The sequence below is a fragment of the Kitasatospora sp. CMC57 genome, assembly GCF_045866025.2.
Classification (GTDB): domain Bacteria; phylum Actinomycetota; class Actinomycetes; order Streptomycetales; family Streptomycetaceae; genus Kitasatospora.
Genome location: NZ_AP035881.2, coordinates 760,662 through 783,840 on the forward strand (window position 1 = coordinate 760,662; position 23,179 = coordinate 783,840).

At 71.9% G+C, this 23,179-nt stretch carries 20 protein-coding genes; 5 read left to right on the forward strand and 15 right to left on the reverse strand.

The annotated features are described in order from the left end of the window. Window positions 1-36: 36 nt before the first annotated feature. Window positions 37-1,785 (reverse strand): glycosyl hydrolase family 18 protein, encoded by a 1,749-nt coding sequence (locus tag ACKUU6_RS03590; protein ID WP_407986959.1) that lies wholly within the window; start codon window positions 1,783-1,785, stop codon window positions 37-39. A 227-nt stretch (window positions 1,786-2,012) separates the two neighbouring features. Further along, window positions 2,013-2,774: a class I SAM-dependent methyltransferase gene (locus ACKUU6_RS03595; RefSeq protein WP_407992026.1), complete on the reverse strand. Its 762-nt coding sequence runs from the start codon at window positions 2,772-2,774 to the stop codon at window positions 2,013-2,015. A 161-nt stretch (window positions 2,775-2,935) separates the two neighbouring features. Here ACKUU6_RS03595 and ACKUU6_RS03600 point away from each other — a divergent pair, with 161 nt between their 5' ends. From ACKUU6_RS03600 to ACKUU6_RS03610, 3 genes are all read left to right on the forward strand, one after another. Continuing rightward, window positions 2,936-4,417 carry an SDR family NAD(P)-dependent oxidoreductase gene (locus tag ACKUU6_RS03600; protein ID WP_407986960.1) on the forward strand — a complete coding sequence of 494 codons (1,482 nt, stop codon included), beginning with the start codon at window positions 2,936-2,938 and terminating at the stop codon, window positions 4,415-4,417. A gap of 13 nt (window positions 4,418-4,430) precedes the next feature. After that, window positions 4,431-4,871 carry a nucleotide triphosphate diphosphatase NUDT15 gene (locus ACKUU6_RS03605; protein WP_407986961.1) on the forward strand — a complete coding sequence of 147 codons (441 nt, stop codon included), beginning with the start codon at window positions 4,431-4,433 and terminating at the stop codon, window positions 4,869-4,871. 71 nt (window positions 4,872-4,942) lie between these two features. After that, window positions 4,943-5,206 carry a hypothetical protein gene (locus ACKUU6_RS03610; RefSeq protein ID WP_407986962.1) on the forward strand — a complete coding sequence of 88 codons (264 nt, stop codon included), beginning with the start codon at window positions 4,943-4,945 and terminating at the stop codon, window positions 5,204-5,206. 61 nt (window positions 5,207-5,267) lie between these two features. On the opposite strand, the gene ACKUU6_RS03615 is transcribed toward ACKUU6_RS03610, so the two are convergent. Continuing rightward, the gene (locus tag ACKUU6_RS03615; protein ID WP_407986963.1) at window positions 5,268-8,447 is read right to left on the reverse strand and encodes a M28 family peptidase; all 3,180 of its coding nucleotides are present in this window, start codon (window positions 8,445-8,447) and stop codon (window positions 5,268-5,270) included. Window positions 8,448-8,717: 270 nt separating this feature from the next. Here ACKUU6_RS03615 and ACKUU6_RS03620 point away from each other — a divergent pair, with 270 nt between their 5' ends. Beyond that, complete coding sequence (locus ACKUU6_RS03620; protein ID WP_407986964.1) at window positions 8,718-10,148, forward strand: helix-turn-helix domain-containing protein; 1,431 nt, start codon at window positions 8,718-8,720, stop codon at window positions 10,146-10,148. An 11-nt stretch (window positions 10,149-10,159) separates the two neighbouring features. Here the strand turns inward: ACKUU6_RS03620 and ACKUU6_RS03625 are convergent, their stop codons facing one another. From ACKUU6_RS03625 to ACKUU6_RS03640, 4 genes are all read right to left on the reverse strand, one after another. Then, the gene (locus tag ACKUU6_RS03625) at window positions 10,160-10,372 is read right to left on the reverse strand and encodes a hypothetical protein (protein WP_407986965.1); all 213 of its coding nucleotides are present in this window, start codon (window positions 10,370-10,372) and stop codon (window positions 10,160-10,162) included. Window positions 10,373-10,470: 98 nt separating this feature from the next. Then, a complete protein-coding gene (locus ACKUU6_RS03630) occupies window positions 10,471-11,763 on the reverse strand; it encodes a DUF3533 domain-containing protein (protein WP_407986966.1) in 1,293 nt (430 codons plus the stop codon). An 83-nt stretch (window positions 11,764-11,846) separates the two neighbouring features. Further along, window positions 11,847-12,479, reverse strand: a complete 633-nt coding sequence (locus tag ACKUU6_RS03635; RefSeq protein ID WP_407986967.1) for a dihydrofolate reductase family protein — start codon at window positions 12,477-12,479, stop codon at window positions 11,847-11,849. 123 nt (window positions 12,480-12,602) lie between these two features. Then, window positions 12,603-13,406: a YhjD/YihY/BrkB family envelope integrity protein gene (locus ACKUU6_RS03640; RefSeq protein WP_407986968.1), complete on the reverse strand. Its 804-nt coding sequence runs from the start codon at window positions 13,404-13,406 to the stop codon at window positions 12,603-12,605. Between the two features lie 277 nt (window positions 13,407-13,683). Between ACKUU6_RS03640 and ACKUU6_RS03645 the strand changes: the two genes are divergently transcribed. Next, a complete protein-coding gene (locus ACKUU6_RS03645) occupies window positions 13,684-15,276 on the forward strand; it encodes a M4 family metallopeptidase (RefSeq protein WP_407986969.1) in 1,593 nt (530 codons plus the stop codon). Between the two features lie 73 nt (window positions 15,277-15,349). Here the strand turns inward: ACKUU6_RS03645 and ACKUU6_RS03650 are convergent, their stop codons facing one another. The 8 genes from ACKUU6_RS03650 to ACKUU6_RS03685 form a co-directional block, all read right to left on the reverse strand. Further along, window positions 15,350-16,045 carry a FadR/GntR family transcriptional regulator gene (locus tag ACKUU6_RS03650; RefSeq protein WP_407986970.1) on the reverse strand — a complete coding sequence of 232 codons (696 nt, stop codon included), beginning with the start codon at window positions 16,043-16,045 and terminating at the stop codon, window positions 15,350-15,352. Window positions 16,046-16,128: 83 nt separating this feature from the next. Further along, on the reverse strand, window positions 16,129-16,764 hold the full coding sequence (locus ACKUU6_RS03655; protein WP_407986971.1) for a LutC/YkgG family protein: 636 nt from the start codon (window positions 16,762-16,764) through the stop codon (window positions 16,129-16,131). Continuing rightward, on the reverse strand, window positions 16,761-18,218 hold the full coding sequence (locus ACKUU6_RS03660) for a LutB/LldF family L-lactate oxidation iron-sulfur protein (protein WP_407986972.1): 1,458 nt from the start codon (window positions 18,216-18,218) through the stop codon (window positions 16,761-16,763). The genes ACKUU6_RS03655 and ACKUU6_RS03660 overlap by 4 nt, the downstream gene beginning before the upstream one ends. Then, on the reverse strand, window positions 18,215-18,955 hold the full coding sequence (locus ACKUU6_RS03665) for a (Fe-S)-binding protein (RefSeq protein WP_407986973.1): 741 nt from the start codon (window positions 18,953-18,955) through the stop codon (window positions 18,215-18,217). The genes ACKUU6_RS03660 and ACKUU6_RS03665 overlap by 4 nt, the downstream gene beginning before the upstream one ends. Further along, complete coding sequence (locus tag ACKUU6_RS03670) at window positions 18,955-19,950, reverse strand: aldo/keto reductase (protein ID WP_407992027.1); 996 nt, start codon at window positions 19,948-19,950, stop codon at window positions 18,955-18,957. Before ACKUU6_RS03670 ends, ACKUU6_RS03665 begins: the two co-directional genes overlap by 1 nt. A gap of 2 nt (window positions 19,951-19,952) precedes the next feature. Beyond that, the gene (locus tag ACKUU6_RS03675) at window positions 19,953-20,714 is read right to left on the reverse strand and encodes an SDR family NAD(P)-dependent oxidoreductase (RefSeq protein WP_407986974.1); all 762 of its coding nucleotides are present in this window, start codon (window positions 20,712-20,714) and stop codon (window positions 19,953-19,955) included. Further along, window positions 20,711-22,042, reverse strand: a complete 1,332-nt coding sequence (locus tag ACKUU6_RS03680; protein ID WP_407986975.1) for an L-fuconate dehydratase — start codon at window positions 22,040-22,042, stop codon at window positions 20,711-20,713. Before ACKUU6_RS03680 ends, ACKUU6_RS03675 begins: the two co-directional genes overlap by 4 nt. An 11-nt stretch (window positions 22,043-22,053) precedes the next feature. Further along, window positions 22,054-22,905, reverse strand: a complete 852-nt coding sequence (locus ACKUU6_RS03685; protein ID WP_407986976.1) for a fumarylacetoacetate hydrolase family protein — start codon at window positions 22,903-22,905, stop codon at window positions 22,054-22,056. Between the last annotated feature and the right edge of the window lie 274 nt (window positions 22,906-23,179).

Consider the following 23,179-nt stretch of genomic DNA (forward strand, 5'->3'; position numbering starts at 1 on the left):
GGGATGCCGACGGCCAGGCCACCGTGGGACGGATCGTCAGACGATCGAGAAGTCGTCGCCGTAGACGCTGCCCTGGCCGTACCAGCCGTGCAGGTAGACCGTGACGGTGCCCGAAGCGCCGGTGGTGAACGGGACGGTGAGCTTGGTCCAGGAGGCCGAGCCCGGCGTCCAGGTGCTGGCCGTCGCGCCGCCGCTCACGCCGAGGTAGGAGTAGTTGCCCTGGACCCAGGCCGACAGCGTGTAGCTGGTGTTGGGAGCCAGGGTGACGGTCTGGCCGCACTGGCCGGTCTGCGAACCGGTGGCCGCCGCCAGCAGCGCGTGGGAGCCGCCGTGCGCCGGGGTGGAGACCACCGCACCACCGGCCTGGCAGGTCCACGGAGCCAGACTGCCGGTCTCCAGACCGCCGTTGACCAGACCCGTCGGCGTGCCGGTGCCGGTCACCGTCAGGGTGTAGGTGGCGGTGTGGCTGCCCGAGGCACCGGTGGCCTTCACGGTCAGCGGGTAGCTGCCCGGCGCGGTGGCCGCAGTGGTGGTGACCGACAGCATCGCACCCGAACCGGCGGTGACCGTACCGGGGTTTACCGCAGCGGTGACGCCGGCCGGGGCGCCGCTGACGGTCAGCGTGAGGCTCTGCGCGGCACCCGAGGTGACGGCGGTGGAGATGGCGGCGGTGGTGCCGGAGCCGGCCACGACCGAGCCGGCGCCGGGGGTCGCGGTCACCGAGAAGTCGTTGGCCGGGGTGGTGGTGCCGCCGGTGTACGGCGCGAAGATCCGGGAGAAGTCCCAGGTGCCCTGGCTGATGCCGGAGCAGCTGTCGGAGCCCGCCGTGCCGACGCAACCGCCGTTGTCACGCTGGAGCGCCCAGAACGAGAGGGTGTTGACGCCCTTGGAGAGCGCCCAGTTGTACACCGTGGTGGCGTTGGCCAGGGTGAAGGTCTCGGCCGGGCCGAAGTCGTCGATGCCGATCATCTCGATGATGCCGATCGAGCCCCAGAGTTGCGCCGGGGTCCGGCCCGGGTACAGCTGCGCCAGCTGGTTGTACAGGCCGGTGGTGGCGGTCTGGGTGTCGGTCGCCATGTTGTGCGACGCGTTGTCGTAGTAGTCGAAGGTCATCTGGTTGACCACGTCGACCCGCGCGTTGTTGGCGATCGCGTTCCGCAGCACGTTGAGGCCGTTGTCGGCCAGGCCGCCGGTGGTGGTCGGCAGGGTGTACGAGAACTGGATCGAGCGGCCGTTGGCCGCCGCCCAGTCCTGGACCAGCTTGATCGCCTTGTTGCGGCGGTCGATGCCGCCGCTGTTGGTCAGCGAGTTGTCCTCGATGTCCAGGTCGATCCGGCTGATGTCGTACGTCGTGATGACCTTCTCGAAGGCTGCCGCGATCTGGTTCACGTCGGTGCAGCTGTCGGCGAGTTCGGTGCCGGTGTTGTCCGCCGTGTAGCCGCCGAACGACGGGATGACGTCGCCGCCGTTCGCCCGGATGGTGGCGATGTCGGCGCCGAAGGTCGCCGAGGAGACCGGCATCCCGGTGTCGCCGTTCCAGAGCGGCGTGCAGGAGCCCTTGGTGGCGGTCTGCAGGAAGGCCATGGTGAGGTTCTTGGCGCCGGACTGCGCGGCCAGGGCGGCTGGGCTCGCCCCGGTCCAGGCCTCGAAGTACGGGGCGAAGATCCGGGTCGGCAGCGGCGTCGCGGCCTGGGCGGTGGCGGTGCCCACCGTCATCAGTCCGGCCGCCGTGGCCAGGGTCGCGAACGCGGCCACGACGGCGCGGGCAGATCTACGTATGCGCATGGGTTCTCCAACAGACTTGTGGATGTTGGTGGTTGGTGGCACGGCAGGGCAAGCCCCGCCGGCCGGTCGCACGCCCCCACAGCGCCTCCCGACCGGGACGGCACCGCTTATAGTTGGACTAGACCACCTGTCTGTCAAGAGTCCTGACAGTTCGTCACCGAAGCCTCCGTGCGCCCACCGGCCGACAGCGGCGGGCCCCCCACCGGACCACCCCACCCGACCGCCCGTCAGAGCACCGCTGCCACCACCGAGTCGCTGACGGAGCGCCAGACCACCCCGGCCTCCCGGAACCCGGCGCCGAGCAGCCGGGCGGTGTGCCAGTCCGCCGGGTGCACCTCGCCGTCCTTGTGGTCGCGGTAGACGGTGGAGCGGGCGGCCACCGGCTCGGCGAGCGCCGGGTCGGCGGCCGCGGCGGCCCACCAGCCCTGCCAGTCCTGCACACCCTCGGCCGACGCGCGTTCGCGGCGGCGCGCCTGGAACGCCTCGTCGGCGGCCCGCAGCAGCGGGATGTCCGGCTCGGGGGTGTGGTCGGCATTCAGGAAGACGCCGCCGGGGCGGATCAGCCCGGCCAGGTCGTCGTAGAGCCGGAGCAGGTCGTCGGTGTTCAGCCAGTGCAGGGCGGTGGCGGTGAGGACGGCGTCGTACGGGCCCTCGGGCAGTGGCGCCGCCCACTGCGGGTCCCGCAGGTCGGCGGTGACCAGGGTGAGCCTGGGCTCCTCGGCGAAGTGGCCGCGGGCGATCGCCAGTAGGGCAGGGTCCAGGTCCACGCCGACGCTGACCGCCCCGGGGAGCCGGGCGAACAGCCGCTCGCTGATACTGCCCGTCCCGCAGGCCAGGTCCAGCACCCGGGGTGCGGGCCCGGCGACCGCCTCCACCAGGTCGAGCATCACCCGGAAGCGCTCCTCGCGGTCGGCCATGTACCACTCCTGCTGGCGGTCCCAGCTGCGCTGCCAGTCGTTCCAGTCGTTCATGCCGACTCCCTCGGTAATGGTCGTTTCTGCACTTCGTCTGTTACGCAGCCTAGACAGCAACAAGTAACGGGCGCAATTGGTTTCAGGCCATTACTTTTCGGTCGACGTTTGGCCGCCCGCTCCGCACTCCGTAGAGTTCCCGGGTAACCAGGTAGGGCGGCAGAGGAAGCAGTGCGGTAATGGCGGGCGAGACCCAAGGCACCGAAGAGCAGATCGAGTACGGCCCGGGCATCGACCCCGCGCGGCTGGAGCTCTGCCTCAGCGTGCTCGCCGAACTGGACGAGCTCGACGTCGACCACCCGGACGCGATCACCGTCCGGCAGGCCGTCGGCGGGGTGTTCCGCACGCTCAAGCAGCGCCGCCGCCAGGAGACCCGGGCCCGCAAGACCGCGCACGACCGGGCCGTGACGGCCGCCACCGCGACCGGTGCACCGGGCCGGATCGACGACGAGACGGCCGGGGCCTTCGGCCTCACCACCGTCACCACGACCGAGATCGCCGGGATACTCGAGCGCCCGCGCTCCTGCTACACCTGCAAGCAGCGCTACAGCGAGGTGGACGCGTTCTACCACCAGCTCTGCCCGTCCTGCGCGAAGACCAACCGGGCCCGCCGGGACGCCCACGCCGATCTGACGGGCCGTCGGGCGCTGCTCACCGGCGGCCGGGCCAAGATCGGGATGTACATCGCGCTGCGGCTGCTGCGTGACGGTGCCCACACCACCATCACCACCCGCTTCCCCAACGACGCGATCCGCCGCTTCAAGGCGATGCCGGACAGCGCCGACTGGCTGCACCGGCTCAAGATCGTCGGCATCGACCTGCGCGACCCGGCCCAGGTGGTCGCGCTCGCCGACGAGGTGGCCGCCGACGGCCCGCTGGACATCCTGATCAACAACGCCGCGCAGACCGTGCGCCGCTCCCCCGCCGCCTACCGCGAGCTCGTCCTGGCCGAGAACGCCCCGCTGCCCGCCGGTGAGCTGCCCAGCTCCACCGTGATCGGCAGCTTCGGCAGCGGCAGCGTGGACCGCCCGGCCCTGCCCGGACAAGGCGGACACCGCGAGCTGATCAGCGCCGAGGACGTCACCGCGCTGGCCCTGGTGCCCGGCTCCGCCTCGGTCGAGCGGATCGCGGCCGGCACCGCGATCGACGCGGGCGGCCTGGTGCCCGACCTGCACGACACCAACAGCTGGGTGCAGACCGTCAGCGAGGTCGACCCGATCGAGCTGCTGGAGGTCCAGCTCTGCAACTCCACCGCCCCGTTCATCCTGGTCAGCAAGCTGCGCCCGGCGATGGCGGCGGCCAAGGCACGGCGCAAGTACGTGGTGAACGTCTCCGCCATGGAGGGCCAGTTCAGCCGCGGCTACAAGGGCGCCGGCCACCCGCACACCAACATGGCCAAGGCCGCGCTCAACATGCTGACCCGCACCAGCGCCAAGGAGATGCTGGAGACCGACGGCATCCTGATGACCGCCGTGGACACCGGCTGGATCACCGACGAGCGCCCGCACCCGGACAAGATGCGGCTGGCCGAGGAGGGCTTCCACGCCCCGCTCGACCTGGTCGACGGCGCGGCCCGGGTCTACGACCCGATCGTCCGCGGCGAGCTCGGCGAGGACCTGTACGGCTGCTTCCTCAAGGACTACGCCCCCTCCCCCTGGTAGGAGTTGACGCATCGTGGGTCCCGTACTGGGAGCGGGCGTGATCGTGCCGGGCACCGACGGCCGGGTGCTGGTCGGCCGTCGGATCACGCCCGGCGAACCGCCTACCTGGAGCCTGCCCGGCGGCAAGGTGGACCACCCGGGCGAGTCCTTCGAACAGGCCGCCGCGCGCGAGCTGGCCGAGGAGACCGGCATCGTGCTGCCCGCCGAGCGGATGCGGGTGCTCGCCGTCCTGCTCGACCACGGGCTCGGCCGGCCCCGGCTGACCGCCGCCGTGCTGGCCCCGCCCTGCGACCTGCCCGCGCTGGTCACCGAACCGCACGCCTGCGCGGGCTGGGAGCGGGTGCCCGTGGACGCCCTGCCGGAGCCGATGTTCTACCCCTCGGCCCAGGTGCTCGCCACCTGGCTGCCCGCCTACCAGGCTCCGCCAGGCACCTGGCGCTACCCGCTCGGCTGACCGGCCGCGGAGAGCCCGTTCGGCGCACCGCGACACTCCGCCTGTCAGTGCCGACCGGGAAACTGGCAGGCATGGACGACGAACTGCTCCGGGGCCGGGTCTACGGCAGCGACCACGAGGACGCCGGGCCCCGGCCCGGCCGGGCCTACCGGGAGCTGGTGGCCGGGCCGCTGGACGGGCTGCTGCTCGACGTGACGGGCTGGAGCGGCGAGCAGCTCGCCGTCGGGGCCGCGCTGCCCACCGAGATCGGCGCGTACGGCGCGGGCGGCCGGGCCCGCTACCGCCCCCGCCCGGGTGACCCGCTGCGGTGGGACTGGGGCGGCGACACCCGCTGACGGCGGGCACGGCGGTGCCGCGGCTCGTCCCCCTCGACGAACCGCGGCACGTCTGATGGGGCTACAGCCGCTGCCAGAGGGCCGGGACGATGGGCGGCTCCCAGCCGGTCTGCGCCGTGTGGCCCTGGATGCAGCGGTAGCTGACGCCGTTGTACGTCACGACGTCACCCGCCTTGTACGTGGTGCCGGCGGCCCAGGTCCCGGTGCCGGGACCGCTGCCGACCACCAGTGAGTAGGTGGTGCCGTGGGTGGCCGACCCCGAGCCGGTCAGCGTGATGCTGTAGGTGCCGGCGGCCGTGGCGGACCCCACCTGGAAGGTCACCGTCGAGGACGAACCGGCCTGCACCGAGGACGGGTTGAAGGTGACCGTGACACCGGCCGGAGCACCGGAGGCGGTCAGGCTCACCGTCTGCGCACTGCCCGAGGTCACCGCGGTGGACACCGTCGCACTGACCGAACCGCCCGGCGCGGCACTGCCGGTGGCCGGGTTGACCGCGACGGAGAAGTCGTCGGCCGGCGCTGTGCCCCCGACCGAGGTCTTCCACAGCGTGTACGCGACGCCGTCGGCGCTGCGGTTCAGCACCGTGGCGCTGACGTTGGAGGTGGTGTCGCAGGACTGGTGGTAGCAGGAGTCGTACGCCCGGTTCGCCGTGCCGCCCCACTTCGCCGCCTGGTTCGCCGTCTTGGTGGCACTGGCACCGGCCGCGTACCCGGAGGTGGGGATGCCGGCCTGCTGGAAGGAGTAGTCGTCGGACCTGCCCTGGCCCTCCACGTTCTCCTCGGGCTGGAGGTTCAGCGAGTCCCAGTACGCCTTCATCGGCGCCGAGGTCGCGGAGTCGATGTTGTTGACGAAGTACCCGGCGTTGGGCGAGCCGACCATGTCGAAGTTGTAGTAGCCCCTGATCGCGCTGCGCTGCGCGGAGCTCAACTGGCCGACGTAGTGGGCGGATCCTTGCAAACCCTGCTCCTCACCCGTCCACCAGGCGAACCGGACGTGCCGGGTCAGGGTCGGGTTGGCCCGGGCGAGCGCCAGCGCGTTCTCCAGCAGCACCGCGGAGCCGGAACCGTTGTCGTTGATGCCGGGCCCGGCCGCCACGCTGTCCAGGTGGGCGCCGAACATGGTCACCTGGTCGGCCGGGCCACCGGGCCAGTCGGCGATCAGGTTGTTGGAGAGGTAGCTGCACGAGGTGCAGCTCTGCTCGGAGACGGTGTAACCGGCCGCCTGGAGCCTGGCCTTGAGGTACGCGACGGACTGCGAGTGCCCGGCCGTGCCCGCCCGCCGGTTGCCGCCGTTCTGCGAGGCGATGGTGTTCAGCTGGGTCAGGTGCGCCTGCACCTGGGCCACGTCGATGTCCGGCGGGTTGCCGCCGGGGTTTCCGCCGCCGCCCACCGTCAGGGTGTACTGCGCGGTGTGGCTGACCGCGCCGGCGCCGGTCACCGTGACGGTGTAGGTGCCCGCGACCGCCGTGGCGGCGGCCGTGAAGGTCGCTGTCGAGGACGAACCGGCCTGCACCGAAGAGGGGTTGAAGGTCACCGTGACACCGGCCGGAGCGCCGGAGGCGGTCAGGTTGACCGTCTGGGCACTGCCCGAGGTGACCGAGGTGTTGACCGTCGCGGTGGTGGAGCCGCCGGGCTGCACCGACCCCGAGGTCTGACCGAGCGTCAGCCCGAAGTCGTTGCTGCCGGACGGCGTGCAGGTCGGATCACCGGCCTGGGCGGGCACGCTCACCGCGTCCCAGGCGGCCTTGGCCCGGCTGAAGTAGGTGCACGTCGGGTCGAGGCTCTTGGCGGCGGTCAGAGTCGCGGTCCGGTACTTCTTGTAGGTCATGCCGCTGGTCTTCAGCAGCATCCCGCCGTAGAAGATCTTCCCGGCATTCTGGATGCCCACCCCGGTCACCGAACTGCTGTTGCAGGTCGGGCTGCTGGGCTTGCCGCCGCCGGGGCTGGAGCCCTCGGCCAGCAGGTAGAACCAGTGGTTCAGCGGGCCCGCCGCCGCGTGCTCCTCGGTGCTCGGGATCGAGGAGGAGTAGCAGTTCGGGTTCCCACTGACCTGCGAGGGGTTGTACATCACCCGGATCGGACCGCTGCCCACCAGATTGATCATCTCGCCCACGGTGTAGTCCGGGGCGTCGTACGGCGCGCTCTGGTTGGCGTACGCCTCGGTGAGCGCGCCCATGATGTCGCCGGTCGACTCGCCGAGCCCGGCCTCGTTGTTCGCCCCGCCGGGGGTGAACTGGTCTATGCCGTGGCCGAATTCGTGGCCCACCACATCGATCGCGGCGATCCACTCGTTGGCGTTGTTGTGGCCGATGGATATCGAGGAGCCGTCCCAGTAGGCGTTCACGTCGTTCAGGCCGACCTTGACCGGCCAGCTGCCGCCGTTGCCGTTGTGACCGTTGCGGCCGAGCCAGTCGCGGAGCATGTCCCACTCCTTCTGCGCCGCGAACATCGCGTCGGCGCAGCCGGTCTCCTTGCTGGTCGGGTTCCCGGTGCCCCAGGTGTCGGTGGCCTTGGAGAACACCGCGCCCGAGGAGTAGTCGGCACAGCTCAGCCCCGGACGACCGGGGTCGCGCAGTGAGTAAGTGCCTCCGGACGCTGTGGTGTTGATGGTCGGGGAGGGACCGTTCCACTTGCTGTTGGCGGTGCCCGCCCGGACGTCGTCGTAGCTGTCGAGCACCTCACCCGAGCGGGCGTCCACGAAGACGTGCAGGGTGCTGGGCGCGGTGGCGGTCCGGCCGGTCAGTACGGTCTCCCAGGCCAGCCGGGAGCGGCCGTCCTTGACCCGGACCACCAGGCGGCCGGCCTGAGCCGTTTCCACGGCCGGGAGTTGGGCCCGCGAGGTCTTCTCTGCGGCCGCGGCGGTCACCGTCGGCGCGGTCGGCACGCCGACCGGCCCGGTGGACGCCGACTGCACACCGTGGATCCGGCCCCGCCCGTCGGCGAGCACCACGGCGTCACCGCCGACCACCGGCAGACCCCGGTAGGTCCGCTCGTACGCGACGGAGTAGAGCCCGCCGAGCCACGGGGTCACCGCGTGCCGCTCGTAGCTCTCGCCCGGGCCCTTGGCCAGGGCGTCCAGGCCCGCCGCAGCCGCCTGGTCGGCCGCCGAGACGGCGGCGGCCAGCGCACTCGACGGCGGGGCCGGGGCCGGGCCGGGCGCGGCCCGCGCGGCCGTGGTGGCGGCGAGCAGGCCGGCCAGGACGGCCAGGGTGGTCCCTGCCGTCAGGATCTTTCGTCTCATTGCGAGGCTCCTCGGACGTGGGGGTCCTCGAACGCCGACGGCGTGCTCCGGCGCCACGTCGGGGGGCGTGGCTGAGGGGGTGTCAGCGTTCGGGTGCCGGAACCCTCACACGCCGTCATGCCACCGTCAACGGCTCTCACCGGCCCTCCGTGCGGTTGGCAAACTCTGTCAAGCTGCGGCGTTCCCAGAGAGGTTGAGACCACCTCATGTACGAACCGGGTGCCCGTCCAGTACCGTCCAAGGACGCGAAGGACTCGGGGAGGGACCACCGTGCACCGGACCGACACCGGCGCGACCCTGATCGAGAACGCCCCGCCGGCCGGCGACTCCTGGCCGGCGTTCGGCGAGCGCCTACGGCACTGGCGGCGCCGGGCGGGCCTCACCCAGGCCCAGCTCGCCACCGGGATCGGTTACGACCACACGGCGGTCAGCCGGCTCGAACACGGCACCCGCCGGGCCACTCCCCGGGTCGCCGACCAGCTGGACCGGCTGCTGGCCGCCGACGGCGATCTGAGCGCCGCCTGCCGCCGTGCGGAACAGGGCGAACGGTCCGGGGCGCCGGTCCCGCACGAGCTCACCCGCCCTCCGCTGCCCGGCACCAGCACCGGCCGTCCACCGCTCCCCTTACCGCCGGTCGGACCGCCACCGGCCCGGCTCCCCGACTACGGGATGCTCTGCCCGCTGCACGGCGCGGCCGGCTGCGAGGTGCCGGGGCCGGCCGACCTCGCGGCGCTGCACCAGGCGTTCTGCACCGCCGACCCGCTGACCGCGCCGCCGCTGGACGTGGACACCGCACACGCGCTCGCCGGGCTGCTCGCCGCCCACCTGCGGGCCGGTGAGGCGCACTCCCACGGGGACACCGCCACCGCCGTCGAACGCACCCTGCGGGCCGTGCTCGCCCGGCTGCCCGGCACTCCGGCCGGGCGGCGGCGCCCGCTGGTCCGGCTGGCCGCCGAGTACGCCCACGCGGCGGGCGTCCTGCGGATGCAGCAGGGTCGCAACGCCACCGCGATGGCCTGCTTCGACCGCGCGCTCAGCTGGTCGGGACTGGCCGACGACCCGGCCACCCAGGTGGCCGCGCTCAGCGACATGGGCACCCTGGCCCGGCTGGACGGCGACCCGGGCTCCGCACTCGGCTACGCCCGCGAGATCGGCCGGGCCGCCCCGGAGCGGCACTGGGCCGCCGCGATGTCGCAGATCGGCCAGGCGCGGGCGTACGGGCTGGCGGGTGACGTCCGGCAGACCGTCCGGCACATCGGCCGGGCCCGGCTGCACCTGGACCACATCGGCGCCCGGGACGAGTCCGACGTGCCCTGGCTGTCGATCGCCTCGATGCGGCTCCGGGTCGAGTCCGGTGCGGCCGCCGCCCTGCGCGACGCGGCGGCCGCCGTGGACGACCCCCGGCTCGCGCTGCGCGCGGCGAGCGCCGCCCGGACCGCGCTGCACCTGCTCGGACCGCACCAACTGCCGTCCACCCGGCTGCTGTTCATCGTCCGGATCGCCGACTGCCACGTCTGCGCGCACGATCCTGACACCGCGATCTCGCTGCTCGGCCCCGCCCTGAAGAGCACCGGCCTGGCAACCGGCACCCCCCGGTTGCCCGCCCTGGTCGGCCACGAACTGCGCGCCCTGCGCGCGAGGTTGGCCGAGCACACCGGCCTCACCGGTGCCGCGAGGCGGCCGGCCGGGCTAGCGCCCTGAGCGACGCGCGGTCAGCCGGCGGCGGGCTGGCCCATCGCCTCCCGGACGGAGGTCATACAGGGACCGCAGAAGCTCTCCGCCAGCACCGAGTCGCCGCCGGAGACCGACGGCGCCGCCAGCAGCCGGCCGCAGAGGGACCTCCCGTGGTCGTCCTTGGTGATGACGTGCCACAGCAGCGAGGGCTGCTCGACAGCCGGGTCGTGTTCGGCCCACATCTGGTACATGGTGGCTCCCGGTTCGACGGGGACTCGGTCACTCTCCATGCAACTGCCGATACCGCACCGGGGCCACCACGCCAGGGCCGACCGGGTGGCCGGACGGGTCAGCTGACCTCCGGGTGCACCCGGTGCAGGCCCCGCCGGTCGTAGTAGGTGGTCATCCCGAAGCCGAACAGCAGCGCCGCCACCGTGGCGATCGCGATCATCACCCAGGCCCGGGTCAGCCCGGCGTCGGCCTGTGCGTCGAAGTACAGGATCGACCTGACCCCGTCGGCGAGCTGGCGCATCGGCTCGAAGACCGCCAGCGCCCGGTAGAAGCCGGGCAGCGCCTGGAGCGGGACGGTCGCCCCGGAGGAGGGCAGCGAGAGCGCGATGAAGACGAACATGCTGACCAGCTGGCCGATCCCGCCGAACGCCGCGACCAGCGCCTGCACCCCGAGCCCGACCGCCGCGCTGGCGCAGACCGAGAACACCCAGAGCAGCGGGAGGTGCGAGGCGTCCATGTCCAGGATCACCACCGTGGCCAGCATCACCAGGCTGGACGTCAGCACCGCGAGCACCACCGACATCACGCTGGTGACCGCCAGGGTCCTGGTCCGGCTGATCGGGACCAGCGGCAGCTGGGTGCGCAGCGGCCCGAGCTCGCTGGCCGCGTAGCCGAGCGAGACGTCCACGCCGTTGCTGATGATGTTGGCGCCCAGGAAGCCGCAGAGCACCAGCAGCAGCGAGTAGTAGAAGGCCGTCAGCCCCAGCCCGCTGTGCGCGCCGATCGGGTGGCCGACCTCGACCGCCACCGTCAGCGGGTCGGCCAGCAGCAGGCGGGCCGCGTTGCTCGTGGCGCCGCCCTGGGCCGGCGGGAGGGCGGTGAGCGTGCCGCCGAGCTGCTTGGAGGCCTGGTGGGCGGCCTGCTGGGAGATCGAGGAGGCCAGCGAGGAGGCCAGGCTGCCCACCCCGGGGTTGGTGAGCACCACCATGGTGGGCCGCGCCGGGTCCGGCTGAGCGGAGGCGCCGAGGGCGGCCACGGCCGTGGTCAGACCGGCCGGTGCCTCCAGGACCCCGTACAGCTTGCCGGAGGCCAGCTGCTCCATCGCGTCCGCCCGGCTCAGCACCCGCCAGGAGACCTCCTCGGCCGGGTCGGGTGCGGCGGCGATCCCGGCGGTGATCTGCTGGCCGAGGTTGGCCGGGGTGCCGCCGAGGTCGCCGCCGGTGTCGGAGTTGACCAGGCCGATCGGCAGCCGGTGCAGGTCGCCCCGGGGGTTGATGATGCCGCCCAGGTAGAGCAGCGACAGCAGCAGCGCCACCGACCCGACGATCACCGTCGGGAAGATCCAGACCTTCGGGTTGCGCAGCACCTGCCGGGCGGTCACCTGCGGCGGGGCGGGCTGGTCGGGGGTCATGACACTCCGTCAACGTCGATCGGTCGGCCCCCGCAGCACGCTAGCCGCGCGCACCACGAACGCCGGGGAGCCACGCCCGGCCGTCACTCCTCGTCGTCCAACAGGAAGGTTCCGTACTCGGGCTTCCCGGCTCGCCGGTAGACGCTGTACTGCACCCCCGGGCCGGCGGTGCGGGACTCCGTGAGGGTCCAGGCGGTCGGGGCGGCGCCCTCGGCGAAGAGCCGCTTGCCGGTGCCGAGGATGACCGGGTTGACCAGCAGCCGGTACTCGTCGACCAGGTCGTGCCGTTGCAGGGTGTGGATGAGGTCGCTGCTGCCCTGCGTCATGATCACCCCGTCCAGCTGCTCCTTGAGCCGGGCCACGGACTCGGCGGCGTCGCCCTCCAGCAGGTGGGAGTTGTGCCACTCCAGCGGGTTGCTCAGGGTGCGCGAGGCGACGTACTTGGGCATGGCGTTGAGCCGTACCGCGATCGGGTTGTTCTCGTCGGTGACCTTCGGCCAGTAGCCGGCGAAGATGTCGTAGGTCTTCCGGCCGAGCAGGAGGTGGTCGGCGGTCCGTTCGAAGATGTCGACCATCAGGGCCATGAAGTCGTCGCCCACGTAGGGGACTTGCCAGCCGCCGTGCTCGAAGCCCGCGTCCTCGTCCTCCCCCGGGCCGCCGGGGGCCTGGACCACGCCGTCCATGGTGACGAACACGGTGACGATCAGTCTGGCCATGACGGGCTGCCTCCCTGGTGCGGACTGCACGGTCGGTGACCCATGTCCCGCCGCGCGTCACCCTGAAACGCATCCGGCGAAGGCCGACCGGTTCGGCCCAACGGGTTGGGTCCGGTACCGAGGTCAGTGCGGCCCGTGCAGGTACCGCTTGGGATGCGCGCGGTGGAGGGCCTCGCCGGCGAGTGCTCCGGCGTAGACGCAGTACCCGACCCCGATCATCCAGGACTGCACCACGAAGACCGTGCCGATCACGCCGTAGGTGATGGCGTTGGAGGCGATCAGCGGCGCGAAGACCAGCCGGGAGAAGACCCGCAGGCCGACCAGAGCGGCCACGGTGGCGACCGCTCCTGGCAGCAGGGCGCGCCACCGGATCCGGAACCCGAGGAGCAGGCGCTGCAGCCACCAGAAGAACAGCACTCCGCAGATCAAGGTGGCCGAGACCCGTAGCGCCGGTTGGACGGGCGTGTCCCCCCAGGGCTCGCCGCTCCACTCGGCGACGAGGACGTAGCCGATCAGGCCGGCCAGGGCCACCACCTGCCGCCACACCGCGTGCCAGGCGGCCGACTCCACCCGCCAGATCCGCTCGTAGGCGTTCTGGACGGCGGTCATGAGCGAGATCCCGAAGAACGAAAGCCCGGCGAGGCCGAGCGCGGTGGTGGTGCTCAGAACCTCGCGCCGGGAGCTGAACAGGTCGTTCACGGCCTGCGCCGAGGCGCCGGACAGGCCCAGGCCGTCGATGACCCAGTCGGAGATGCCGATGCCACCGGTCGGCGAGGCCGCCGCGATCACGATCAGCAGCGGGACCAGGGTGACGAAGCACAGCGCGGCGAAGGCCATCGCGCGGTGCAGCAGTTCGATCTCCCGCCCGCGCTGCCACACCGCCTTGGCGACGTGCTCGGCGCGCTGCCGGACAGCTGCCCATGTCACGGTCCCACCGACCTCCTGCCGACCCCGGCCCGTACCTCGACCTCCTCACTGAATGATCGCAGGTCAACGCGGGGAAAGCCGCTCAGGCGCGTACGGGGCGGTGTGCGAACCATCACTGGTTGTCAAGATCGGGCACTGGACAACGAGTTGAACAGTTCCGGTCGCTCTTGGCTACGGATTCATCAAGATCCGACGCAATGCATGGCTTTCTTGACGGCTCACCATCAAGCTCTGTCCCAGCAATTCAGCTGCAGTTACCCCTCGAACTGGAGTCAGAGTGAGCCCCATCTCCTCTCCCCGCCGCCACCTCGCGGCCGGAGCAATTGCGGTCACCGCCGCCCTCGTTGCCGCAACCGCCCAGACCGGCTCGGCCACCGCCGCTCCCGGCCGCGACGCTGCGATAGCCCAGGCCAGGGCCAACGTCACCCGGTACGCCGGGACCTTCGGATTCGGCACCGGCCAGGATCTCCAGGTCAAGGACGTCATCATCGACGCCGACGGCACCCAGCACGTCCGGTTCGACCGCACCTACGGCGGACTCCCGGTCGTCGGCGGCGACCTGGTGGTCCATCAGGACGCCCACGGCAAGCTCAAGGACTCCTCCCGTGGCAACGCCCACGACCCCAAGGTGAAGACCACGGTCCCGGCCGTCCCCGCACAGGTCAGCGCCAGCGGCGCGCTCCGGGACACGGAGGGCATCAGCTCCGCCACCAGCACCCCCGAGCTGGTGGTCTGGGCCGCCGACGGCACCCCCCGCCTGGCCTGGCGCACCACCGTCGCAGGAGTCGGCGAGCACGGCCAGCCGGCCGGCAAGGTCGTCGTCACCGACGCCTCGACCGGCGAGCAGATCGAGGCGTACGACGCCGAGCACCAGGCCGCCGGCACCGGCCACTCGGAGTACACCGGCGACGTCAGCCTGGCCACCACGGCGCAGGCCAGCGGTGGCTACGCCCTGATCGACCCCACCCGGGGCCACACCACCAAGGACGCCCACAACGTCTCGTCGAGCTCGATCAGCGCGAGCTCCGGCACGCTGTTCACCGACGCGGACAACGTCTGGGGCGACGGCAAGAAGTTCTCCACGGACCGCGCCACCGCGGCCGTGGACGCCCACGCCAACACGGCCTGGACGTACGACTACTACAAGAACACCTTCGGCCGGAACGGCATCAAGAACGACGGCAAGGGCGCGACCGTCTTCGTCCACGTCGGCACCAAATGGGACAACGCCCAGTGGTCCGACAGCTGCTTCTGCATGATGACCGGTGACGGCGACGGCGTGACCGACCCCGAGCAGGTCGACCTCGACACCATGGGCCACGAGATGACCCACGGCGTCACCAGCGCCACCGCCAACCTGCGCTACAGCGGCGAGTCCGGCGGTCTCAACGAGGCCACCAGCGACATCTTCGGCACCATGGTCGAGTGGTACGCCAACAACGCCGTCGACACCCCGGACTACCTGTTCAGCGACCAGTCCACCCCGCCGTGGCTGCGCCGGATGGACAAGCCCTCGCTGGACGGCCGGTCCGCCGACTGCTGGACCCGCAAGGTCGGCCAGCTCGACGTCCACAACTCCTCGGGCGTGGGCAACCACTGGTTCTACCTGGTCAGCGAGGGCAGCGGCACCAAGACCATCAACGGTGTCACCTACAACAGCCCGACCTGCAACGCCTCGACCGTGACCGGCATCGGCAACCAGAAGGCCGCCAAGATCTGGTACCGCGCGCTGACCGTCTACATGACGTCCACCACGGACTACAAGGGCGCCCGCCTCGCGGCCCTGAACGCCGCCAAGGACCTCTACGGCGCGGGCAGCACCGAGTACAACGCGGTCGCCGCGGCGTGGAGCGCCGTCAGCGTCAGCTGACCCGCGCAGATGCCGTCCGGGGCGCGCTCGCCGGCCCCGGACGGCACCCGGCCTCGTGTGGTGGCCGAGGGCGTCAGCCGAGGGCGGAGCCGGCCGCGCCGAGGGTGTCGCGCAGCCACTGCTCCACGCCGCCCACGTGGACGGTGGCCCAGGCGTGGGCCAGGTCGGGGCGGCGGTGGGCGATGGCGTCCACGATGGCGCGGTGCTGCTGGCGGGTGCGGGTGATGGCCTCCTCCTCCGTCAGCCCGCGCCAGATCCGGGCCCGCGCGGTCGGTCCTGACAGACCGTCGATCAGCGAGCAGAGCACCGAGTTGCCCGAACCGGCGGCGATCCTGCGGTGGAACTCCAGGTCGTTGGCGACCAGTTCCTCGATCGAGGTGCTGTCGCCCAGGCTGTCCAGCAGTGCGCCCAGGTCGGCGATGTCCTCGTCCGACATCACCCGGGCGGCCATCGCGGTGGCGGCGGGCTCCAGGATGCGGCGCACCTCCAGGAACTCCAGGACGGTGTCGTCCTGGTGGAAGTCGACCACGAAGCCGAGGGCGTCCAGCAGGAGGCGGGGCTCCAGGCTCGTGACGTACGTGCCGTCGCCCTGACGCACGTCCAGCACCCGGATCAGGGAGAGGGCCTTCACCGCCTCGCGCAGCGAGTTGCGGGAGAGGCCGAGCCGCTCGGCGAGGTCGGCCTCCTTCGGCAGGCGCGCCCCGGGGCGGAGTTCACCACTGACGATCATGGCCTTGATCTTCTCGATCGCCTCGTCGGTGACTGGCACGGCGCGGTCCCTCCGGTAGTTCGATCCGAATCAGCATAGCCCTGCCCCGGTCGGCCGAGGTCCTCGGTCCGCCGGGGCGGATCTCAGGTGGTCTCCACGATGATCACGTCCAGGATGCGCGGTCCGTGGACGCCTTCCACGCGGTCGAGTTCGATGTCACTGGTGGCGGACGGGCCCGAGACGAAGGTGAGCGGGCGGGTCGGGTCCAGACGGGCGAGCGCCTCGGGGACGTCCTCGGCGATCTGCTCGGCGCCGACGATGCACAGGTGGTAGTCGGGCACCAGGGTGAGCGCGCGCCGCCCCTGGCCGGGGCCGGTGTCGAGGACGATGGTCCCGGTGATCGCGATGGCGGTGGCGGCCAGGGTGACCGTGCCGTCCAGCGCGTCCAACGCGGGGACGTCGAGCGGTTCGCGGTGCCACACCCAGCTGCCGTTCGGCAGGTACTCGTCGGGGAACCCGCTCGGTACGGCGAGGCGTCCGGCCCGGCGCAGTGTGAGGGCTGCGGCCACGGCCTCGCGCAGGCCGGGCCGGTCGGTCCGGGTGACGGTGGCGCGGTAGTCGGCCACCCGTTCGGCGAACAGGGCGACGGTGTCCTGACCGGGCTCGGTGTGGCTGCGCCGGTAGTCGCGCGGGACGTGGACGTCCTCAGGCGTCTCGTCGGCGGGTACGTCGGCGAGCGCGGCCCGGACTCGGGCGAGGACGCTCTCGCGGCTGCTCATTCGCTCTCCCTGTTCTTGCGCCACCAGGCACGGAAGGACTCGGCCGGAGGTGCAGGGGTGTCGCGGCTGTCGGACCAGCCGTGCAGCGGGCCGGGCAGCCGGCCGATCCGTCCCTCGCGGGCCAGCGCCCGGCCACCGAGGGCGGTGGCCTTCTGCGCGGCCGCGAACAGCCGCGGGGAGCCGAGCACCTTGCCCGCGGCCTTCATCACCAGCGCCTCCGCCGACCGGCCCTCGGCCTCGACCACCCTGGCCCGCAGGTGGGTCAGCACCTCCGGAATGTTGATCTTCACCGGGCAGGCGTCGTAGCAGGCCCCGCAGAGCGTGGAGGCGAAGGGCAGCGAGGCCGCCCCGTTGTTGATGTCACTTCCGATCCCGACCAGCTGCGGGGTCAGCACGGCCCCGATCGGCCCCGGGTACACGGAGCCATAGGCGTGGCCGCCGGTGCGCTCGAAGACCGGGCAGACGTTGAGGCAGGCGGAGCAGCGGATACAGGCCAGCGCCTGGCGGCCGACCTGGTCGGCGAGGGTGGCGGTGCGGCCGTTGTCGAGCAGCACCAGGTGGAAGTCCGACGGTCCGTCACCTTCCGTGGTACCGGTCCACATCGAGGTGTACGGGTTCATCCGCTCGCCGGTGGAGGACCGGGGCAGCAGTTGCAGGAAGACCTCGAGGTCGGACCAGGCGGGCACGACCTTCTCGATGCCCATCACGGTGATCAGGGTCGGCGGCAGGGTGAGGCACATCCGGCCGTTGCCCTCGGACTCCACCACCACGACGGTGCCGGTCTCCGCGACGGCGAAGTTGGCGCCGGAGACGGCGACCTTCGCGGTGAGGAACTTCTCCCGCAGGTGCCGACGGGCGGCCTCGGCCAGTTCGGCGGGTTCGTCGCCGAGGCCCTCAGGCGCGGGCTGCCCCCAGTGACCCATCTCGGCGGCGAACAGGTCGCGGATCTCGGTGCGGTTCTTGTGGATGGCGGGGACCAGGATGTGCGAGGGTCGGTCGTCACCCAACTGCACGATCAGCTCGGCGAGATCGGTCTCGTACGCGGTAACGCCCTGCTCGGCCAGGTGCTCGTTGAGGCCGATCTCCTGGGTGACCATGGACTTGATCTTGACCACCTCGCGCTCACCGGTGGCGCGCACCAGCTCGGCGACGATCCGGTTGGCCTCGCCCGCGTCGGCCGCCCAGTGCACGGTGCCGCCGGCCGCGCTCACCGACCGCTCCAACTGCTCCAGGTAGCGGTCCAGATGACGTGCCGTGCGCTTCTTGATCGCGGCGGCCGACTCCCGCAGCGCCTCCCAGTCGTCGAGTTCGGCCGCGACGGTGAGCCGCTTGTCACGGATGGTGCCGGTGGCGCGCTTCAGGTTCGCGCGCAGCTGGGCGTCCTTGAGCGCCTCCCGAGCGGCGTCCGGGAAGGACGGTGACCCCAGCCAGACGACACCGCGATCGCTGCTCATCGCGCGGCTCCTTCGGTGGCGGCGAGGATCTCGGCCAGGTGCATGGTCCGTACGGTGGTGCCCTGGCGGGCCAGGCCCCCGCCGATGTGCAGCAGGCAGGAGTTGTCTGCGGCGCACAGGACCTCGGCGCCACTGTCCAGGACGGCGGCGTTCTTGTCGGCGAGCATCGCCGCCGAGGTGTCGGCGTTCTTGACGGCGAAGGTGCCGCCGAAGCCGCAGCAGGAGTCGGCGGCCGCTAGGTCGACCAGGTCGAGGTCCTTGACCGCCCGCAGCAGCTGCTCAGGCCGGTCCCCCAGCCGCAGGCCCCGCAGCGAGTGGCAGGTCGGGTGGTAGGCCACCCGGTGCGGGAAGCGCGCGCCGACGTCGGTGACCCCCAGGACGTCGGTCAGGAACTCGGTGAACTCGTGCACCCGGGGCACCAGTTCGGTGACCTGACGGCGGAGGGCGGCCGGCCCGTACTCCTCGGCGAGCAGCGGGTGGTTCTCCCGGACCATGCCGGCGCACGAGGCCGAGGGGGTGACGACGGCGTCGTAGTCGGCGAAGGTCCGGGCGAACCGGGCGACCAGTGGGACGGCGTCGGGGCGGTAGCCGGTGTTGAAGTGCATCTGCCCGCAGCAGGTCTGCTCCTGCGGGAAGTGCACGGTGTGGCCGAGCCGCTCCAGCACGGTCAGCACCGCCCGGCCGGTGTCGGGGTAGAGGGTGTCGTTGAAGCAGGTGATGAACAGGGCGATGCGCATCAGCCCACCTCCACCGGGGTCGGGACGCCGGGCGGCAGCAGCCCGCGTTCGCTCAGGTCCGCCCACAGGGCTGCCGGGATCGCCAGCCGGAGCATAGCGGCGGCGTCCTCGACCTCGGCCGCGCTGCGGGTTCCGACCAGCACGCTCGCGACGGCCGGATGGCCGGCCGGGAAGCGCAGGGCGGCCGCCCGCAGCGGCACTCCGTGGCTCTCGCAGACCGCCTTGAGGTCGAGCGCCCGCCGCACCAGCTCGGGCGGGGCGGCGGTGTAGTCGAAGGTGGCGCCGGGCCGGGGGTCGGCGAGCAGGCCGGAGTTGAAGACGCCGCCGATGACCACGCCGACTCCGCGCTCGGCGGCGAGCGGGAGCAGTTCGGTCAGACCGCGGTGGTCGAGCAGGCTGTAGCGGCCCGCCAGCAGGACGGCGTCGACGTCGGTGTCGCGGACGAACCGGGCGGGCAGTTCGGCCTGGTTCATGCCCACCCCGATCGCGCCGAGCACGCCCTCGGCGCGCAGGCGTTCCAGCTCGGGGTAGGCCTGGTCGAGCGCCTCCGCGGCGTGGTCGTCGGGGTCGTGCAGGTAGGCGATGTCGATCCGGTCCACCCCCAGCCGTCGGAGGCTGTCCTCGATGGAGCGGCGCACGCCGTACGCACTGAAGTCCCAGACCCGGCGGTGGGTGGCGGGGACCGCGAAGCCGCCCTCGGCCAGGTCGTCACCGCCGCCGGGGCCGGTGGGCACCAGGAGGCGGCCGACCTTGGTGGAGAGCGTGTACTCGGCGCGGGGCAGGCCGCGCAGGACGCTGCCGAGCCGGCGTTCGGACAGGCCGAGGCCGTAGTGCGGGGCGGTGTCGAAGTACCGGAGGCCGGAGTCCCAGGCCGTGGTCACGGCCAGCTGGGCCTCGGCGTCGGTGACCGGGGCGAACAGATTGCCGATCGCCGCAGCGCCGAAGGCCAGCTCGCTCACCGTCACCTGACTCCGGCCGAGCCGGTTCTGACGCAGCGTCATGACTGCGGCTCCGGCCGCATCCGCAGGGTCGCCATGCCGCCGTCGACGGCCAGCGCGATGCCGTTGACGGAGGCGGCGGCCGGGGAGGCGAGGTAGGCGATGGCGGCCGCGACCTCTTCGGGGGTGACCAGGCGGCCGGTGGGCTGACGGGCGTTCAGCGCGGCGCGTTCGGCGACCGGGTCGGCTGCGGCGTCCAGCAGCCGACCGACCCATGGGGTGTCCACCGTCCCCGGGTTGACGCAGTTGACCCGGATGCCCTCGCGGACGTGGTCGGCGGCCATCGCCAGGGTCAGCGAGAGGACGGCGCCCTTGCTGGCCGCGTACAGCGCGCGCTGCGGTAGGCCGGTGGTGGCGACGATGGAGCAGGTGTTGACCACTGCGGCGTGGGCGGAGTGGCGCAGGTGGGGCAGGGCGGCGCGGGTGGCGCGGACGATGCCGAGCACGTTGACGTCCAGGACCCGGCGCCACTGCTCGTCGTCGTTGTCCTCCACCGTGCCGATCGCGCCGATGCCCGCGTTGTTGACCAGGATGTCGATCCCGCCGAGCGCTTCGGCCGCCGCCCCGACGGCCGAGCGCACGGACGCGTCGTCGGCGACGTCGGCGGTGAAGCCGCGCAGCGAGGCACCAGCGCCACTGGGGTCGAGGTCCAGGACCGCGACCTCGGCGCCGCGTTCGCTGAGCAAGCGGGCGGTGGCCAGGCCGATGCCGGAGGCACCGCCGGTGACCAGGGCGGTCAGCCCGGCGAGATCGCTCGTCACGTCAGCCCCTCCCCCGCGAGGTCGGCGGCCCAGAACGCTCCGCCGGGGTAGGTGTAGGTGTCGATGGAGGTCTGGTGCATCGCGGCGGAGAACCCGGGCCCGGTCGGGGCCAGGTAGTGGCCGGCACTGATCCGCACCGGGTCGAGGAAGTGCTCGTGCAGGTGGTCGACGAACTCGATGACGCGGTCCTCGGTGGTACCGGAGAGGGCGACGTAGTCGAACATCGACAGGTGCTGGACCAGTTCGCACAGGCCCACGCCACCGGCGTGCGGGCAGACCGGGACGCCGAACTTGGCGGCCAGCAGCAGGATCGCGAGGTTCTCGTTCACCCCGGCCACCCGGGCCGAGTCGAGCTGGAGGACGTCGATCGCCTCGGCCTGGAGGAGCTGCTTGAACACCACCCGGTTCTGCACGTGCTCACCGGTGGCGACCTTGACGGGGTGGACCCCGCGCCGGACGGCGGCGTGGCCGAGCACGTCGTCGGGGCTGGTGGGCTCCTCGATCCAGTACGGGTCGAACTCGGCGAGGGCCTTGGTCCACTCGATCGCCTCGCCGACGTTCCAGCGCTGGTTGGCGTCGATGGCGATCCGGATGTCCGGGCCGACGGCCTCGCGGGCGGCGCGACAGCGGCGGATGTCGTCCTCGAGGTCGGCGCCGACCTTCAGCTTGATCTGGGTGAAACCGTCGGCGACTGCCTGGTGGGCGAGGCGGGTCAGCTTCTCGTCGGAGTAGCCGAGCCAGCCCGGGGAGGTGGTGTAGCCGGGGTAGCCGCGGCGCAGCAGTTCGGCCTGCCGCTCGGCCGCGCCCCGCTTGCCCTCGCGCAGCAGGTCCAGGGCCTCGTCGGGGGTCAGCGCGTCGGCGATGTACCGGAAGTCGACCTGGGAGACCAGCCACTCCGGATCGGCGTCGGCCAGCAGCTGCCACAGCGGCTTGCCCTCGCGCTTGGCCGCCAGGTCCCAGACGGCGTTGACCACGGCTCCGATGGCCATGTGCATCACGCCCTTCTCGGGACCCAGCCAACGCAGTTGGCTGTCGCCGATCAGGTCGCGGTACAGCGATCCGGGGTCGTCGCACAGCTCAGCGACCGAACGCCCGATGACGTGCGGGCGCAGCGCGTCGATGGCGGCCACCTGGACGTCGTTGCCGCGTCCGATGGTGAAGCTGAAGCCGTGGCCCTCGTCACCGCCTGCGGAGGAACGCAGCACGACGTAGGCGGCGGAGTAGTCGGGGTCCGGGTTCATCGCGTCGGACCCGTCCAGCTCCCGCGAGGTGGGGAAGCGGATGTCGTAGGTGTCGACGGCGGTGATCCGCGCGGTGGTTGCGGACAACGTGGTGCCTTTCACGCGTTGGAGAAGGTCTGGCGCTGGCTGCCGAGGCCCTCGATGGTCAGCTCGACGGTGTCCCCCGCGCGCAGGTAGGGGGTACCGGGCAGGCCCAGGGCCACGCCGGCCGGGGTGCCGGTGTTGATGACGTCGCCGGGGTTGAGCACCATGTACTGGCTGAGGTACCAGACCAGGTACCCGACGTCGAAGATCATGTTCTTGGTGTCGCCGTCCTGGCGGACCTCACCGTTGACGGTCAGTCGCAGGCCGAGCACCTGAGGGTCCGTCACCTCGTCCGGGGTGACCAGCCAGGGCCCGAGCGGGTTGAAGGTCTCGCAGGACTTGCCGAGGTCCCACTGGGGGGAGAACTCGAGCTGGAACTCCCGCTCGGAGACGTCGTTGCTGATCGCGTAGCCCGCGATGCAGGCGGCCGCCTGGTCGGTGTCCGCCAGGTAGCGTGCCTCGCTGCCTATGACGACGGCGAGTTCGACCTCCCAGTCCGTCTTGACCGAGCCGCGCGGGATCAGCACCTGGTCGTACGGTCCGACCACGGTGGCCGGGTCCTTCATGAAGACCACCGGGCGGGGTGGGACGGCGGCACCGGTCTCCTCAGCGTGGTCACGGTAGTTGAGGCCGACGCAGACCACCTTGCCGGGCCGGGCGACCGGCGGGCCGGTCCGGAGCCCAGTCGGGTCGATCAGGGGCAGTTCGCCTGCGGCCAGGGCGGCCCGGACGCGGTTGGCACCGCCGGAGGCCAGGAAGGCCCCGTCGATGTCACCGGTCAGCCCCGAGAGGTCGAACGTGCGTCCGTCCTCGTCGAGGACCGCCGGGAGCTCTTCTCCCGGTGCCCCGATGCGCAGTAGCTTCATGCCCGATCTCCGTCCGTGGTTCGTGCAGGCCGGGGTACCCCATCAGGCCGACACATCGGATGACTGTTGCGGTGGCATGACCATACGAGGGCGGTCGCCTCCTGGCAAGAAGTCCTCCGATGATTCCGCCACCGTTCCTCTCGCCCTGCACCGGAGCGCCGTTCCGGGCGCCGTGAGACGGGAGCGAAACCCGAATGTCACGCTTCGAAAATCATCCGAGGTTCTCTCTTGTCAGCCGCCAGCCCGGCTCGTAGGGTCCTCGATACCGCTAGCC

Excerpts from the sequence above, each read along its gene's own strand:
- ACKUU6_RS03660 (WP_407986972.1), bottom strand. The coding sequence starts at position 18,218 with ATGAGCAGCGATCGCGGTGTCGTCTGGCTGGGGTCACCGTCCTTCCCG.
- ACKUU6_RS03625 (WP_407986965.1), bottom strand. The coding sequence starts at position 10,372 with ATGTACCAGATGTGGGCCGAACACGACCCGGCTGTCGAGCAGCCCTCG.
- ACKUU6_RS03630 (WP_407986966.1), bottom strand. The coding sequence starts at position 11,763 with ATGACCCCCGACCAGCCCGCCCCGCCGCAGGTGACCGCCCGGCAGGTG.
- ACKUU6_RS03665 (WP_407986973.1), bottom strand. The coding sequence starts at position 18,955 with ATGCGCATCGCCCTGTTCATCACCTGCTTCAACGACACCCTCTACCCC.
- ACKUU6_RS03685 (WP_407986976.1), bottom strand. The coding sequence starts at position 22,905 with ATGAAGCTACTGCGCATCGGGGCACCGGGAGAAGAGCTCCCGGCGGTC.
- ACKUU6_RS03655 (WP_407986971.1), bottom strand. The coding sequence starts at position 16,764 with ATGAGCAGCCGCGAGAGCGTCCTCGCCCGAGTCCGGGCCGCGCTCGCC.
- ACKUU6_RS03600 (WP_407986960.1), top strand. The coding sequence starts at position 2,936 with ATGGCGGGCGAGACCCAAGGCACCGAAGAGCAGATCGAGTACGGCCCG.
- ACKUU6_RS03610 (WP_407986962.1), top strand. The coding sequence starts at position 4,943 with ATGGACGACGAACTGCTCCGGGGCCGGGTCTACGGCAGCGACCACGAG.
- ACKUU6_RS03615 (WP_407986963.1), bottom strand. The coding sequence starts at position 8,447 with ATGAGACGAAAGATCCTGACGGCAGGGACCACCCTGGCCGTCCTGGCC.
- ACKUU6_RS03590 (WP_407986959.1), bottom strand. The coding sequence starts at position 1,785 with ATGCGCATACGTAGATCTGCCCGCGCCGTCGTGGCCGCGTTCGCGACC.
- ACKUU6_RS03635 (WP_407986967.1), bottom strand. The coding sequence starts at position 12,479 with ATGGCCAGACTGATCGTCACCGTGTTCGTCACCATGGACGGCGTGGTC.